This is a genomic window from Bradyrhizobium glycinis, assembly GCF_016031655.1.
GTDB classification, from domain to species: domain Bacteria; phylum Pseudomonadota; class Alphaproteobacteria; order Rhizobiales; family Xanthobacteraceae; genus Bradyrhizobium; species Bradyrhizobium glycinis.
The window spans coordinates 306,890-322,032 of record NZ_JACCHQ010000001.1; the positions used below are offsets into that span (position 1 = coordinate 306,890).

The 15,143-nt window shown below is 65.7% G+C and carries 13 protein-coding genes; 7 read left to right on the forward strand and 6 right to left on the reverse strand.

The annotated features are described in order from the left end of the window. Positions 1-10 precede the first annotated feature (10 nt). The 4 genes from HZZ16_RS01405 to HZZ16_RS01420 are packed head-to-tail and all read right to left on the reverse strand — an operon-like array spanning position 11 to position 3,703. On the reverse strand, positions 11-913 hold the full coding sequence (locus HZZ16_RS01405) for an NAD(P)-dependent oxidoreductase (protein ID WP_197946706.1): 903 nt from the start codon (positions 911-913) through the stop codon (positions 11-13). A 21-nt stretch (positions 914-934) separates the two neighbouring features. After that, positions 935-2,299 (reverse strand): amidohydrolase family protein, encoded by a 1,365-nt coding sequence (locus tag HZZ16_RS01410; protein WP_197946708.1) that lies wholly within the window; start codon positions 2,297-2,299, stop codon positions 935-937. 4 nt (positions 2,300-2,303) lie between these two features. Next, positions 2,304-3,383, reverse strand: coding sequence for a maleylacetate reductase (locus tag HZZ16_RS01415; protein ID WP_197946711.1), 1,080 nt, complete (start codon positions 3,381-3,383; stop codon positions 2,304-2,306). Then, a complete protein-coding gene (locus HZZ16_RS01420; RefSeq protein ID WP_197946713.1) occupies positions 3,380-3,703 on the reverse strand; it encodes a Dabb family protein in 324 nt (107 codons plus the stop codon). The genes HZZ16_RS01415 and HZZ16_RS01420 overlap by 4 nt, the downstream gene beginning before the upstream one ends. Positions 3,704-3,810: 107 nt before the next feature. Between HZZ16_RS01420 and HZZ16_RS01425 the strand changes: the two genes are divergently transcribed. The 7 genes from HZZ16_RS01425 (at position 3,811) to HZZ16_RS01455 (ending at position 12,326) form a co-directional block, all read left to right on the forward strand. After that, the gene (locus HZZ16_RS01425; protein ID WP_157282638.1) at positions 3,811-4,734 is read left to right on the forward strand and encodes a LysR family transcriptional regulator; all 924 of its coding nucleotides are present in this window, start codon (positions 3,811-3,813) and stop codon (positions 4,732-4,734) included. Between the two features lie 13 nt (positions 4,735-4,747). Then, positions 4,748-6,193 (forward strand): xylulokinase, encoded by a 1,446-nt coding sequence (gene xylB, locus HZZ16_RS01430; protein WP_197946714.1) that lies wholly within the window; start codon positions 4,748-4,750, stop codon positions 6,191-6,193. Between the two features lie 138 nt (positions 6,194-6,331). Further along, on the forward strand, positions 6,332-7,855 hold the full coding sequence (locus tag HZZ16_RS01435; protein WP_197946716.1) for a sugar ABC transporter ATP-binding protein: 1,524 nt from the start codon (positions 6,332-6,334) through the stop codon (positions 7,853-7,855). Continuing rightward, entirely contained in the window at positions 7,848-8,888 is a 1,041-nt protein-coding gene (locus tag HZZ16_RS01440; RefSeq protein WP_197946718.1) for an ABC transporter permease subunit, read from the forward strand. Before HZZ16_RS01435 ends, HZZ16_RS01440 begins: the two co-directional genes overlap by 8 nt. Positions 8,889-8,989: 101 nt before the next feature. Further along, positions 8,990-9,937: an ABC transporter substrate-binding protein gene (locus HZZ16_RS01445; RefSeq protein ID WP_197946720.1), complete on the forward strand. Its 948-nt coding sequence runs from the start codon at positions 8,990-8,992 to the stop codon at positions 9,935-9,937. A gap of 159 nt (positions 9,938-10,096) precedes the next feature. Next, complete coding sequence (locus tag HZZ16_RS01450; protein WP_197946721.1) at positions 10,097-10,564, forward strand: MarR family winged helix-turn-helix transcriptional regulator; 468 nt, start codon at positions 10,097-10,099, stop codon at positions 10,562-10,564. 46 nt (positions 10,565-10,610) lie between these two features. Further along, complete coding sequence (locus HZZ16_RS01455) at positions 10,611-12,326, forward strand: FAD-dependent oxidoreductase (RefSeq protein ID WP_197946722.1); 1,716 nt, start codon at positions 10,611-10,613, stop codon at positions 12,324-12,326. On the opposite strand, the gene HZZ16_RS01460 is transcribed toward HZZ16_RS01455, so the two are convergent. Next, positions 12,323-13,861: a glucosamine inositolphosphorylceramide transferase family protein gene (locus HZZ16_RS01460; RefSeq protein ID WP_197946723.1), complete on the reverse strand. Its 1,539-nt coding sequence runs from the start codon at positions 13,859-13,861 to the stop codon at positions 12,323-12,325. The genes HZZ16_RS01455 and HZZ16_RS01460 overlap by 4 nt on opposite strands. Before the next feature lie 29 nt (positions 13,862-13,890). Next, complete coding sequence (locus HZZ16_RS01465; RefSeq protein WP_197946724.1) at positions 13,891-15,066, reverse strand: glycosyltransferase family 4 protein; 1,176 nt, start codon at positions 15,064-15,066, stop codon at positions 13,891-13,893. Positions 15,067-15,143: the final 77 nt, after the last annotated feature.

Consider the following 15,143-nt stretch of genomic DNA (forward strand, 5'->3'; position numbering starts at 1 on the left):
ATCTCCGCGATCAGAGTTTTGGCTCGCCGAGGCCAGATAGCCGTTCGAGGTGCTTGACCGTCGCGATGAAGTCGGTGTCGCCGTCGCCCTGGGCGACCAGCGCGCCATAGGTCTCGCGCACTTGTGCCGCGAGCTGCAGCGGCACGCCGACCGCATGGCCGGCACCCAGGATCAGGTCGAGATCCTTGGCCATCTGCCTGCAGGAGAAGGTGGACTGAAAATCGCGGGTCCGCAGCGGCGCGGTCTTGTACTTCACCATGGGGGAAGCGACCGCGCTGTCGTCGAGAACTTTAAGGATGTCCTGCCAGGCGATGCCGCCCTTGCGCGCCAGCGCCAGGCTCTCGGCCATCATCGCCGCCGACACCGCGATCATCAGATTGACCGAGAGTTTTGCGTAGCGCGCTTCCTCCGCGGGGCCGAGATAGGTCTGGGCGCGGGTGAAGGCTGCGAACAGCGGCTTTGCGCTCTCGAAGGCGTCCTTCGGCCCCGAGACGAAGCAGGTCAGCGCGCCGGTATGAACGATGCTGGCATTGCCGGAGACCGGCGAGCGCAGATAGGAAATGCCACGCGCCTGCGCGGCGGCCGCAACCTCAGCCGAGGCTTCGACGCTGACAGTGCTGGTTTCGATCAAGACGGCACCTTGTGCCATCGCGGCGATCAGGCCGGCGGGGCCGAGCAACGCGCCGCGCAAAGCGGCGTCGTCAGGCAGAGACGTGATAGCGGTCGCTCTGCCGCTCACGGTCTCGGCCGGCGAAGCGGCAATCGCAATACCCTGCGCGCGTGCCTCGTCGATGCGGGCCGCGCTCTGGTCGAACGCGGTGACGGTGTAGCCGGCCTTCGCGACGAGCACCGACATCGGCAGGCCCATCTTGCCGATCCCGATGAAAGCAACTTTCTTCAGAGCGTCAGTCATTGTTCTCGTCCATTGGCGCCTTCAGGCGGCGCGTCCCTGTCGTTCGATGTCCCGCACCAGCCGCCGGCCGGATTGCGCCAGCAATTCCTTCTTCGTCTCGAGTCCCTCGACCAGCAGCCGGCCATTTCTCTTCTTCCAGGTGCCGCCGATCATGACGGCCTCGATGTTGGCAAGGCTCGTCTGCATCACGACGGTTGCGATCGGGTCATGCACCGGATGGAGATTGAGATCGGAGGCGTTGATGATGACGAGGTCGGCGAGCTTGCCCGGCGTCAGCGAGCCGATCCGGTGCTCGCGGCCGAGCATGCGGGCGCCTTCCGTCGTGATCCAGCGCAGCGCTTCGCGGAGCGGAATGGTGGTCGTCGCCGGAATCGTGCCGCTCGCCTTTCGCGACTCCGCATTGTCGAGCGCCCGCTGCATGGAGAGCGCAACGCGCGCGGCGGAGAGGAGATCGCCGGCGAGCACGGATTCGAGATCAATGCCGATCGTCGGCCGTACGCCGCGCATCAGGAGGCGGCCGGTGATCGGAAAGCCATGGCCCTGGATCATCTCGTTCTCGGGCGTCACCGAGAACGACACGCCGAGATCGACGAGACGATCGAGCAGATCATCAGGCAGATCGTTGCCATGGACGATGTTGATGCTGTGGCCGACGAGACCGGCCTGGAGCAGCTTCTCCCAGCCGCCGGGCGTCTTGGCGGGTCCGCCGCCCTGATGCATCGAGGCGATCAGGTTCAGCTCCCTCGCCAAGCGGAAATCGTGCATGGCGACATCGAGCGTCGAATAATGCGGGCCGAGAACGGCGAGCCCGAGCGTGACGAGTGCGTCGCGGTCGGCGAGGGGGCCTGCCAGCAGCCGCTCGACCTCGCGGCGCGGATGCGGCACTTCCGAGAAATGCGGCTCGCCCGGCTTTGGCTCGGGCTTCGGCGAGCCGTGGAAGAACGCGGCGCGGATGCCGCTTTCGATCAGGCCGTGCACGGCGGCGTCGGTATGATCGGGTGTCGGGTTGTTGTGGCACCAGTCGACCAGCGTGGTGACGCCGTGGTTGATCTGGTTCAGCGCGCCGACGAGCGTGGCGATGTAGATGTCGTCGGGCCGGAACACGGTGGCGAGGCCCGCATGCATGCGGCGGAAATATTCCAGCAGCGTCCAGTTCGCGGCAAAGCCGCGCAAGCCGGTCTGCCAAGTGTGCATATGTGCGTTGATCAAGCCCGGAATGACGATGCGGCCGGTGCCGTCGACGACCTCCGTATCGGCCGCAGCGTCGATCGACGGGCGCACATCGGCGATCCGGCTGCCCTCGACCAGCACATCGCCGGTCGAGAGGTCGCCGATCGCATCATCCATGCTGATGATGCTGGCCGATTTGATCAGCGTGCGCCGCATCGTCTCACGCCGCCGCTTCGAGGGCGCTTGGCGGCTCGCCGGCCCAGGCGCGTGCAATCAGGTCGCGAATGGCGCCACGCTCGAGCGGGCGCGGGTTCCAATAGGCGTTGGTGACGGCGAGATCGGCCGCCTTGTCGATGCCGCTCTCAGGCATGCCGATGTCGCGCAGCGCGACCTTCGCACCCAGCCGCTTCGCAAGATCGAAGAGTCCCTGCGATGCGTCCGCCGCGCCGATCGCACGCGCGATGCGCGTCATCGCATCGGGTACTGCAGGGGCGTTGTAGGCCAGCGCGTGCGGGAGCACGATGGTGTGCGTTTCGGCATGCGGCAGATCGAAAGTGCCGCCGAGCGTGTGACAGAGCTTGTGGTGCAGCGCCATGCCGACCGTGCCGAGGCAGACACCGCACAGCCAGGCGCCATAGAGTGCCTCGGTGCGGGCCTCGCGATCGTCGCTTTTGGCGGCAATGGCGGGCAAAGCGCGCGCCAGCGCGCGGATGCCTTCTTCCGCCATCAGCGACGTCACGGGATTGGCATCGCGCGCGTAGAGCGCCTCGACCGCATGCGCGATCGCGTTGATCCCCGAGGTTGCGGCGAGGCTCGCCGGCAGCGTCAGCGTCAGGTCGACGTCGTAGATCACGGTCTCCGGCAGCACGGCCGCATCGCGCACCGTGGTCTTCAGCCCGTTCTCGGTCTGGCCGACGATCGGCGTCATCTCCGAGCCGGCATAGGTGGTGGGGATGCAGAGCTGGTTGACACCGCTGCGCAAGGCCAGCGCCTTGCCGAGGCCGGTGGTCGAGCCGCCGCCGAGCGAGACGACGCAATCGGCCTCGCATGCCTTCATCGCCGCGAGCGCGCGTTCCGTGACCTCGACCGGCGTGTGCATGGTGGCGCCGGAAAAGATCCCGGCATAGAGCGGGCCGAGCGCGGCCCCCAAGCTCTTGCCTTGCGCCTCCTGCTGCGGCGTCGTCAGCACCAGCGCACGCTTGCCGCCGAGCCGCTCGACCTCGGCCCTGGCGCTCGCCAACGTTCCGCTGCCGAACACGACGCGGCAGGGCAGGTTTTCGAAGGTGAACGAGCCGATCATGCGCCGGTCTCTTTGATGGGATAATCGACCTGGAAGCGCCCGATCCGCAAGTCGCCCAGCGCCTCGCGCACGCGCAGATGCTCCGGGTGGTTGGCGTAGGCGGCGAGCGCCGCCTGGTCGATGAATTCGGAGAACAGCACCACGTCGCAGGCGTAATCGACCGCGCTGACGTCCATGCCGACTTCGATATGGGTGAGGCCGTCGATCCGGCCCTTGAGGCCCTCGAACAGGGTCTTGACCTTGAGCCGGGCGGCGGAGCGCTCCGCAGGCGTATCCCCGCGCAGCCGCCACATCACGATGTGCCTGATCGGGCCCGACATTTCCCTGTTTCCTCGCCTGCAATGGTGCTTTGTTGGCGGCATTTTGCCTTGCAGAAAACGGAAATAAAGGTCAAAATTTGTAACTCTCTTTTCCTCATTTTGCAAAAATGGACCGGCTGCTCCAACTCGAGGTCTTCTCCAAAACCGCTGAGCTCGGCAGCCTTTCCAAGGCCGCCGAAATCCTGCGGATGTCGAACGCGGCCGCGAGCCGCCATCTAAGTGCGCTGGAGGAGCGGCTGGCGGTTCGGCTGATCGAGCGCAACACGCGCCGGCAATGGCTGACCGAAGCCGGGCAGGAGCTGTTGCAGCGTTGCAGCACGCTTCTGAACGAGCTCGCCGAAGCCGAGGACGCGGTCTCCGACCGCGCGCTGTCGCCGAAAGGGATGCTGCGCGTGACGAGCTCGCTCTCCTTTGCGATGATCTATCTCGCGCCTATGCTGCCCGCCTTCCGCGCGCTCTATCCTGATCTCAGCGTGCAGATCATCAGCGCAAACCGCTATCTGGACTTCATCGAAGCCGGCATCGACGTCGCGATCCGCACCCGGGAGCACGAGCCGGATTCAAACATCGTCGTCCGCCGCATCGGTCAGATGCACCGCGTGCTCGCGGCCGCTCCTTCCTATCTGGAGAAGCACGGCCGGCCCGAACATCCCGCCGATCTCGCCCGTCACAACATGCTGATCTACAACCTCGCCAACGATCCCTATTCGCTGCGGCTGAGCCAGGGCAGCACGACGCAGACGATCCGGATCGCGCCGACGCTCGACAGCAATGACGGCCAGATCATCTGCGGTGCGGCGCGTGCGGGGCTCGGCATCCTGATCCAGCCGCTCTATATCGTGCAGGGCGATATCGCCGCCGGCCGGCTGGTGCCTGTCCTGAGGGATTGGCAGCTGCCGTTGCTCACCATGAACATCGCCTATCAGAACCGCGTTAGGCTGCCTGCCAAGATCAGGGTGTTCTCCGATTTCCTTGTCAGCTACATCCGGGAGCATTCGGAGCCGGGGATCTGGATCGACGCGGCGAAGTGAGCGGGAAGCAGCCATGTATCTCGGCATCGATCTCGGCACGTCGGCGGTCAAGACGGTTCTCGTCGACCACGCCCAGCACGTGATCGCAAGCGAGAGCCGGTCGCTCGCGACCGTCTCGCCGCAACCGGGCTATTCCGAGCAGGATCCGGCGCAGTGGATCGATGCGACCTTTGCCACGCTGGATGCCCTCAAGGCATCGCACGCCGATGCGTTGGCAGCGGTCGAGGGCATCGGGCTGTCCGGCCAGATGCATGGCGCCACGCTGCTCGATGCGAGCTCGAAGCCGCTGCGGCCCTGCATTCTCTGGAACGACGGACGATCGGCCAGCGAGTGCCGTATCCTGGAGCAACGCTGGCCCGCCTTGCGTGCGGTGACAGGCAACAAGGCCATGCCAGGCTTTACCGCGCCAAAACTGCTCTGGATCGCCGCGCACGAGCCCGAGATCTTCGCGGCGACGAGACTCGTTCTGCTGCCAAAGGCCTATCTGCGACTGGTGCTTTCGGGCGAGGCCGTCGAGGACGTCTCGGATGCCTCGGGATCCCTATGGCTCGACGCGGCGCGCCGCGATTGGTCGGACGCAGCGCTGGCCGCGACCGGCTTGTCGCGCGAGCACATGCCGCGCCTGGTCGAGGGATGCGCGCCCGCAACGAGATTGCGCAGCGAGCTCGCGCGGCGCTGGGGCATGAGGGGCCAACCGATGATCGCCGGTGGGGCCGGCGACAATCCCGCGGGCGCCGTCGGCATCGGCGCAATCCGGCCGGGAGCCGCCTTCGTGTCGCTGGGAACCTCGGGTGCGCTGATGGCCCCGACCGACCGGATCGCCGCCAATCCCGACCGCGTCGTGCACACGTTCTGCCATGCCATTCCCGGCATGTGGATTCAGGCCGGCGCGATCCTCTCGGCGGCCTCCTGCCTCGCCTGGCTCGCGCGCCTGTTCGGCGCCACCGAGGCCGAGCTGCTGGCACTGCTCGGAGCACGGCCGCGGGCGCCGTCGCCGGTGAGCTTCCTGCCTTATCTCGCCGGCGAGCGGACGCCGCACGACGACCCCGTCGTGCGCGGCATGCTGGATGGTCTGAGCCATGGCACCGATCGCGCGGCGATCGTGCAGGCGGTGCTCGAAGGCGTTGCCTTCGCGCTTGCCGATTGCCGCGACGCGCTCGCGGATGCCGGCATCGGAATTGCGGAAGCCGACGTGATTGGCGGCGGTTCACGCTCTGCCTTCTGGCTCTCGGTGCTGGCGAACGTGCTGAACGTTCCGGTCCACCGCTTTGCTGGAGGTGAAACCGGCGCCGCGTTCGGTGCGGCGAGATTGGGGCGGCTTGCTGTCACGGGTGAGGCAATCGGTGACGTATGCATGCGGCCGCAGCGCATCGAAACATTCGAGCCCGACGCTGCACTGGTCGATGCCTACGCCGAACGGCTTCCCGCCTGGCGCGAACTGTATCGGCCGCGCCACTAGCTGGCCCAATCTGGTTCGCATACTTCGGTATACTCGCCTTCGGTATTGCCCTGCGTCACCCGCTTTTGTTTAATGACCAAACCGCGTTGCCGAGAAACGAGACGCGGGTGGGAAACGCATTGTGCGCCGGGAGGCACGATGAACGATCCGATCCTCGAGATGCGCGGGGTCTCGAAGACCTTCTTCGGGATCAAAGCGCTGCGGGCCGTCGATCTCACCGTCTATCCCGGCGAAATTCACGCCCTGATGGGTGAGAACGGCGCCGGCAAGTCGACGCTGATGAAGATCCTGTCCGGCGCCTACCGGCCCGACCCGGGCGGCGAGATCCGCATCGAGGGCAGGCCGGTGCGGATCGAAGGCCCGCTCGGCGGCCGCGCAGCGGGCATCTCCATCATCTATCAGGAGCTGTCGCTCGCTCCCAATCTCAGCGTTGCCGAGAACATCTATCTGGGACGGGAGATATCGCGATCCGGCCTGCTGTCGCGCGGCGCGATGCGCGAGGGCGTCGGCCCGATCCTGAAGCGCCTGGGCGCGGACTTCCTGCCCTCGACGCTGGTGGCGCATCTGTCCATGGGGCAGCGGCAGCTCGTCGAGATCGCGCGTGCGCTGCACGCCAGATCCAAAATTCTCATCATGGACGAGCCGACCACCTCGTTGTCGGCCGCTGAGAGCGAGCGGCTGTTCGCGCTGATCCGCCAGCTTCGCGCCGAAGGCCTTGCCATCATCTACATCTCGCATCGCATGGACGAGGTCTATGCGCTCGGTGATCGCGTCACCGTGCTGCGCGACGGCCGCCTGGTCGGCTCGCTCGACAAGCCCGAGATCCGCGCCGACACCATCGTGCGCCTGATGGTCGGTCGCGACGTCTCCTCGTTCTACAAGAAGGACCATGATCCGAAGGCGGGGCGGGGGCATCCCGTGCTCGCGGCGATCGACATGGCCGATGGCGGGCGCGTCAAGGGCTGCTCGCTCACCGTGCATGCGGGTGAGGTGGTCGGCCTCGCCGGCCTGATCGGCGCCGGTCGCACCGAGCTTGCGCATCTCATCATCGGTGCGTCGTCGAAAACCTCCGGCCGGCTCGAGCTGGAGGGACGTCCGGTCGAGATCCGCACGCCGGGCGAGGCGCTCGAGGCCGGCATCGCCTATCTGACCGAAGACAGGAAGGCGCTCGGCCTGTTTCTCGACATGTCGTGTCTGGACAACATCAACCTCGCCGTGCTCGGCCGCGATGCGAAGCTCGGCTGGTTTCTGGATCGCGACAAGGCACGCGAGCGCGCCGACCGCGCCTTTGCAGGCCTCAGCATCCGCGCCGCCAATGTCGGCGTTCCCGCCGGCGGGCTGTCAGGCGGCAACCAGCAGAAGGTGCTGCTGTCCCGGCTACTCGCCATCGCACCGAAGGTCCTGATTCTCGACGAGCCGACGCGCGGCGTCGATGTCGGTGCCAAGTCGGAAATCTATTCGATCATCGATAACCTCGCCAAGGCCGGCACCGCGATCCTCGTCATCTCGTCCGATTTGCCCGAGATCATCGGCATCTGCGACCGCGTCATCGTGATGCGTGCCGGACACATCGCCGGCGAGGTCAGCCGCGGCCCCAATTCGCCGCTGGCGCAGGAAGACATCATGGGGCTTGCCACGGGGATGGAGCATCTCGATGCCTGACAATGGTGCTGTGGGGGTAAAGCCGGCATCGACGACGACCAACGGCGCCGCCGCGGAAACAAGGCGCCAGCGGATGAGGATGCTGATCAGCGCGCTGGGCATGTTGCCGGTGCTGCTGATCCTCTGCATCGGCTTCAACGTGCTGTCGGAGGGCCGCTTCTTCACCGGACAAAATCTCGGCATCGTATTGCAGCAGGCCGCTGTGAACACCGTGCTCGCCGCTGGCATGACTTTCGTCATCCTTACCGGCGGCATCGACCTGTCGGTCGGCTCGATCCTGGCGGCCTCCGCGATGGCGGGTTTGACGCTCTCCAAGGTGCCGGAGCTCGGAATGCTGTGGCTGCCGGCTGCGCTGCTCACCGGTCTCGGCTTCGGCATCGTCAACGGCGCGTTGATTGCGCTGCTTCGGCTGCCGCCTTTCATCGTCACGCTCGGCTCGCTCACCGCGGTGCGCGGCCTGGCGCGGCTGCTCGGGGCCGACACCACCGTGTTCAATCCCTCCATTCCCTACGCTTTCATCGGCAACGGTTCGCTGACGCTCGTTCCCGGCGTCGCGTCGATCCCGTGGCTCTCGGTGATCGCCTTGCTCGTCATTCTCGTCTCCTGGCTGGTGCTGCGCCGGACCGTGCTCGGCGTGCATATCTATGCAGTGGGCGGAAACGAGAGTGCAGCGCGGCTTGCCGGCATCAAGGTCTGGGCCGTCCTGATCTTCGTCTACGGCATCTCCGGACTTTTCGCCGGGCTCGGCGGCGCCATGCAGGCGGCGCGGCTCTACGCGGCCAACGGCCTCCAGCTCGGCCAGTCCTATGAGCTCGATGCGATCACCGCCGTGATCCTCGGCGGCACCTCCTTCGTCGGCGGCATCGGCTCGATCTGGGGCACGCTGGTCGGCGCGCTGATCATCGCCGTGCTGTCCAACGGCCTCATCCTGATCGGAGTGTCCGACATCTGGCAATACGTGATCAAGGGCCTGGTGATCATCGGCGCCGTGGCGCTGGACCGCTACCGGCTGCAAGGCTCCGCGAGAACTTGAAAGCCTGGCGCGCGAGGGTAGTGCGCGTGGCTCGAGACGAGATTCCGTTGCGGCAACTGGTCTGCCGCGCCGGGGACGAAGACAGACCAGGGAGGAAGTCCATGTTGAAGACCATCATGCTCGCCGGCGCCGCCATGGCGCTTGCCCTGACCACCGCACCATCCTTCGCCAAGGAGCTCAAGTCGATCGGCGTCTCGCTGGGATCGATGGGCAACCCGTTCTTCGTCGCGCTGTCGAAGGGCGCCGAGTTCGAGGCCAAGAAGACCAATCCCAACGTGAAGATAACGACCGTCGGATTCGAATACGACCTCGGCAAGCAGGTCACCCAGATCGACAATTTCATCGCCGCCGGCGTCGACCTGATCCTGCTCAATCCCGGCGATCCCAAGGCGATCGGGCCGGCCATCAAGAAGGCGCAAGCCGCAGGCATCGTCGTCGTCGCGGTCGACACCGCGGCCGAGGGCGCCGATGCCACCGTCACCACGAACAACGTGCAGGCCGGCGAAATCTCCTGCCAGTACATCGTCGACAAATTGGGCGGCAAGGGCGACGTCATCATCGAGAACGGGCCGCAGGTCTCCGCCGTGATCGACCGTGTGGTCGGCTGCAAGAACGTGTTCGCGAAGAATCCCGGCATCAAGGTGTTGTCGAGCGACCAGGACGGCAAGGGCTCGCGTGAGGGTGGCCTCACCGTCGCGCAGGGCTATCTGACCCGTTTCCCCAAGATCGACGCCATCTTCGCCATCAACGATCCGCAGGCGATCGGCACCGACCTTGCAGCGCGCCAGCAGAACCGAACCGGCATGATCATCACCGCTGTCGACGGCGCGCCCGATATCGAGGCCGCGCTGAAAGATCCGCAGTCGCCGCAGATCCAGGCGTCTGCGTCGCAGGACCCATTCTTCATGGCGCGGCGGGCCGTGCAGGTCGGTGTCGGCATTCTCAACGGCCAGAAGCCGGCGTCGACCGTCGAGCTGCTGCCGTCCAAGCTCGTGACCAGGGACAACGTCGCCGAGTACAAGGGCTGGACCTCGGATCGCTCCCAGTAGGGCATCGTCCGCTGCTGGTTGCGTTCGAAGCATGAGAGTTGACGGGCGGCGGTTCGATCGCGCCGCCCGCGCTGGTACCACCGTGCTGATCGGTAGTACGCACCGACACCTGTGTTAGCTTTCCACGATGTCGATCGCTCGATTCGGAAAGCAGATCCGGTGAAATCCAGGACGTCAGGCACGGCGTGGCGGCATGCCAATATCGGCCGCCTGCTCAATAACGCGGTGCGGCGCTTCGAAGGGCGCGTGCTCGAATTGATGAGCGAGCGCGGCCACGACGAGATGCGCATCGCTCATGTCAGCCTCACGCGCAATCTCGACGTGGAGGGGACGCGGCTCACCGAGCTCGCCCGCCGCGCCTCCATGAGCAAGCAGGCGATGGGCGAGCTGGTCGATCAATGCGCCGAGCTCGGCCTGGTCGATCGCATCGCCGATCCGACCGACCGCCGCGCGCGCATCGTCGTGTTCACGCCGGCCGGACGCGAATGGCTCCATGCGTTCCGCGATGCCGTCGACATCGCCGAGCGGGAGATGCGCGCCGAGCTCGGCAAGGCCACGATGGATGCAATCCTGAAGGGGCTCGCGGTGTATGGCAAGGAGTTCGACACGCTCCACGATCCTAAATAGTAAGGTATCTTGACGAAATTGTCAGGTAGCCTTACCATGTAAGTTGATGCTGGTGAGGAGGAGCGTCTTGGAAACTCGTATGACGGCCGCGGTGCTCATTGTGGGCGGCGGCCCTTGCGGGCTGATGCTGGCCAACGAGCTCGGCCGCCGCGGGGTGTCCGCGATCCTGGTCGACGAAAAGCCAGGCACGGCCTTCAATCCGCAGGCCAACGCGACGCAGGCGCGCTCGATGGAGCATTATCGACGGCTGGGTTTCGCCGACGAGATCAGGCGCGAAGGTCTGCCCGCGGACTACCCGACCGATGTCGCATATTTCACGCGCTATACCGGATACGAGCTGGCGCGCTTCGCGCTGCCGTCAGCGTCGCGGGCGGGCGGGCTGATCAAGGGCTTGTCGGGTTCCTGGAGCGCGGCGGAGCTGCCGCATCGGGTCTCGCAGAAATATGTCGAGGCGGTACTGCGCCGCCACGCCGAACGGCTCCCCGGAATCACGCTGAACTACGGTCACCGGCTGATCGGCTACACCGAAAGCAATGACGGTGTCGTCGGCGAAATCGAATGTCTCGACGACGGCAGCCGCTTCCGGGTCCGCGCCGCCTTCCTGGTCGGGGCGGACGGGCCGCGCTCCATGGTCCGGCAATCGCTCGGGATTGGCTATGGCGGCGAGACCGGAACGCAGCGCGACTTCATGGGCGGCCGCATGCTGGCGGTCTATCTCCGCTCGCCCGATTTCTACGCGCGCGTCCCCCACGCGAAAGCGTGGATGTACAATTGCTTCAACGGCGACCGCCGCGCCTTCATGGCCTCGGTGAACGGCCGCGATGAATTTGCGTTCCACACGCAGTTGCGACCGGGCGAGGACGAAAGCGCGATCACGATCAACGAGGCCAAAGCCGCGTTCCAGCGCGCTTGCGGTGCGCCGATCGATTGCGATGTCCTGTCCTTTCTGACCTGGACCGCCGGCCACGCGCTGGTCGCGAATGGGATGCAGCGGGGCAGGGTCTTCCTCGGCGGCGACGCGGCGCATCTGTTCACGCCGACCGGCGGGCTCGGCTACAACACCGCGATCGAGGATGCGGTCAATCTCGGCTGGAAGCTCGCAAGCGTCGTCAAGGGCGTGAGCCCGGCGGCGCTGCTCGACAGCTACGAGGTCGAGCGGCGTCCGGTGGCGCTCCGCAACACCGATTATGCGCGGCGCTTCGCCGATTCGCTTGGCCTCTTCGCGCCGGCCCCGGAGATCGAGGATGCGACGGATGCCGGCCACGAAGCGCGGCGGATTGCGGGCGCCTATCTCAATCGGCATGCCCGTGCGGAGTTCAACATCCCCGGTGTCACCTTCGGCGGGCGCTACGACGGCTCGCCGATCATCGTCCCCGACGGCAGCGAGCCGCCGCCGGATTCCGCCAACGTCTACGTTCCCACCGCCTGTCCCGGCGGCCGCGCCCCGCATGCGTGGCTGGAGGACGGCATGTCCCTGTACGACCTGTTCGGATTCGAATGGACCCTGCTTCAGTTTGGGGATGTCATGTCGGCCCATGCGTCCTTCGCCGAGACCGTCCGCGCGATCGGGGCCGATGTAAAGCTCGTCACGCTACCCAAATCGTTGCGCGATCTCTACGAGGCGGATCTCGCCCTGATACGTCCCGACCAGATCGTGGCCTGGCGCGCCAACGCATCGCAGGCCGGAACGATCTCACGTGTGCTTGACCGCGCACTCGGGCGCGGTGCCAGCGAAGACGTGCGGCTGGCGAGCGGCAACTAGCGCGCGGCGGAAGGATTGGTTCGCGCAGGTGACACGGCCGATGGAATTGCGCTCGCGAAGAGACTGGTCTTGGGTTGGACGCGCGATCCGTCGATCAGCTCGAGCCGGCCGCAGCGGTTCAAGGTATGCAGCTTCCTGCCGGGCCATGCCGGTCCGGGCTTCAGAGCGTGGCGGACGATCTGCTTGAATGCCGTCGGCGACAGTTCGACCACTTCTGCCAGGGCAAGCGCTGCGCCGTATCCGTCGGTGCAATCCTGGACCGGTCGCCACAGCTTGTCATTGAGCGTGACGAAGTTTCCTGCGGGCCGCGCGCTGGCGCGGTCGATCAAGACGGGATTGCTGGCGTGGGGCGACCAGGGTCCCAAGAGGCGATCGGCGTAATAGATCGCCAGCGAATCCGAATAACCAGCCGTTCCGTCGCGCCAGGCGCCAAACAGATAATACAGGCCGTTGTGGCGCGTGATCGTGACGTCGGCCAGCTCGAGGCCGGAAAGAAGCGTTGCGTATCGCTCCCACTTGTCCGGAAACCGAACGCATTTATAGAGGGCGACGTCCCCGCGGGTTGAGCTCTCAGGGATCATCCAGAGCTCGCCATCGTCCTCGATCACGAACGGATAGGAGAGGTGGCAGGGCTCCTGAAGCACCGGCATCACCTCGCCGACCGGCCCCGCATCGTTGAACTCGATCGCCGAAATGATGCCTTTTCCAACGCGATGATCGAGATCCTCGAAGAAGACGAATGTCCGTCCCTGCCACGCGACGGGAAAGGGATCGGCGTAGAAGTGGTTTCCAGGATCTCTCAGAACGTTCCAGCTTGGACCTGAGAGGTCTCCCGTCTGCCAGACGCCCGGGCCGTCGTTGAAGCGCCATCCGACATGCCAATGCGGGGCATAGCAGCAGAGGCGATAGATCTCCTTGGCGATTGACACGGCAAGGCCGCGCGCAACGTAGCCAAGGGGGCCGCGGCGCCGGCCACTGGCAGCGGGGCGCGGCAGCTGCGGCACGATGCGCGGCCTTCCCGACAGGATCGCCGAAAGCATGGTCAGGGTCCGCGCCATGACCGTTTCGAGCGCGCCGCTGAGGCCCGCGGCGATCTCACCGGACGGATGGCCGCGATCGAGGACTGAGCCGTCGATATCGTTGACGATCTCGATCACGGGCAGGTCGCCGGCGAGGATGGCGCCGAGCGCGGCATTTTCGCCTGCGACGCCATTGAACAGCGGCCGGAAATAGAGCCGGGCAGGGCTCGCCGGATCGCGCGGGGCACTCGTAAAATCGACGATCACGTCGGCCGTGCCGACGACATTGGCCCGTGCTGGTTCGGAGCCGATCGTCAGCCTGTCGGCGCCGCTCTGCTTGCCCTTGTGCAACACCATGCGTTCGAGCTCGAACAGGGCATCGAGACCCGCCGGACGCGGCTCGGCCGTTGCCGTCCAGGCAACCTGCACCGGCACGTCGCGGCCGTCGACCGGCAGCGTCCTGCGGTCCATCCAGCGTCGCGCGTAGTCACGTTCACAGCGAAACTCGATGATCATGTCGAGCCAATCTGTTCCGACGTATGAGGTCAAACGACCCGGTCGAGAATTCGGACGTATTCCTCAACCATCGCATCTACCGAATAGCGCAGCCGCAGGCCTTTGGCGTTTTGTCGCAGTTCGTCCCGTAATCGCTTGTCGGTCAGCAGCCTGGATACCGCCACGGAGAGCTTCGCATGATCGGAGGCATCGACGAAGAGCGCGGTCGGTCTGCCTTCGTAGGACAGCACTTCGCGCAGGACGGGAAGATCGGTCACGACGGAGGGAACTCCGGCGTTGGCGGCCTCGACTGCGGCCAGACCGAAGGTCTCGGCCTGGGTCGGAAAGACGAACACGTCGAGACAAGCAAGGAAGTCCGCCATCCGGCCGGGAGGAATCTCACCAAGCAAATGCAGACGGTCCGCGACGTTCAAGTCGTTCGCGAGCTGCCTCAGCCGGACCTCGTCGGCTCCCTGGCCGGCAAGCGCAAGATGCCAGGACGGTTGATCCGGCAGCAGACCTATCGCCAGATCGAGCCGCTTGTGCGGATGCAGCCGTGCCGCGCAGCCGAGCAGGACGCGGTCCGGCGGCAGATTGAATTGACCTCGTGCAGCCTCCTTCGAGAGGGTGAGGGCCTTGTCGTCGAAGCCGTGCGGCACATGCACCATGCGCGACCGGTAGGCGGCGGGATAGCGCGCATATTCGCGCTCCATGTCCTGCGAATTGAGCGTGATGCAGTCGAAGAAGCCGAGGCTGCCCATGGCGATGTCGGCCGTTCGGACCGGCCAGCTCATCGCCAGTGCGGATGAAACCTGATTTGCGACGACGGGTGCACGGCTGACGAGGCGCGTGACACCGGCGCCGATGACGTTGCCGAAATGCTGGAAAGTCAGGACGGCGTCGGGCCTGGTAGCCGTGATGTGGCGGCCGAGCGTCCACAGCATCCGCAGCAGCGCCAGCGGATTTCCCGGCCGGCTCGGCGCGCAGTAGAGCGTCTCGGGCGGCTCATCGAAGGAATCCGATTTGCGAAAGAAGAACAGGTTGGTGACGCGGTAACCGCGCGCGGTCAGCCCGGCGCCGAGCAACCGGGAGATCTCTTGTGCACCGGCGTTCTCGGCCTGGGTTTGCGCAAGAAGCACGTGGAGTTTTCGCCCGCCGCTATTCGACCGCGCAGGTGCCGTCGCGCTCGTCTCGCCCAAGTCCTTGTTCGGCTGATAATGGAGCACGGACCCCGACCCGCTAAAGAAAGGAAATGTTCACCTTCTTAACTCCGTACCTATCATGCGGGCATCCCGCGGACACC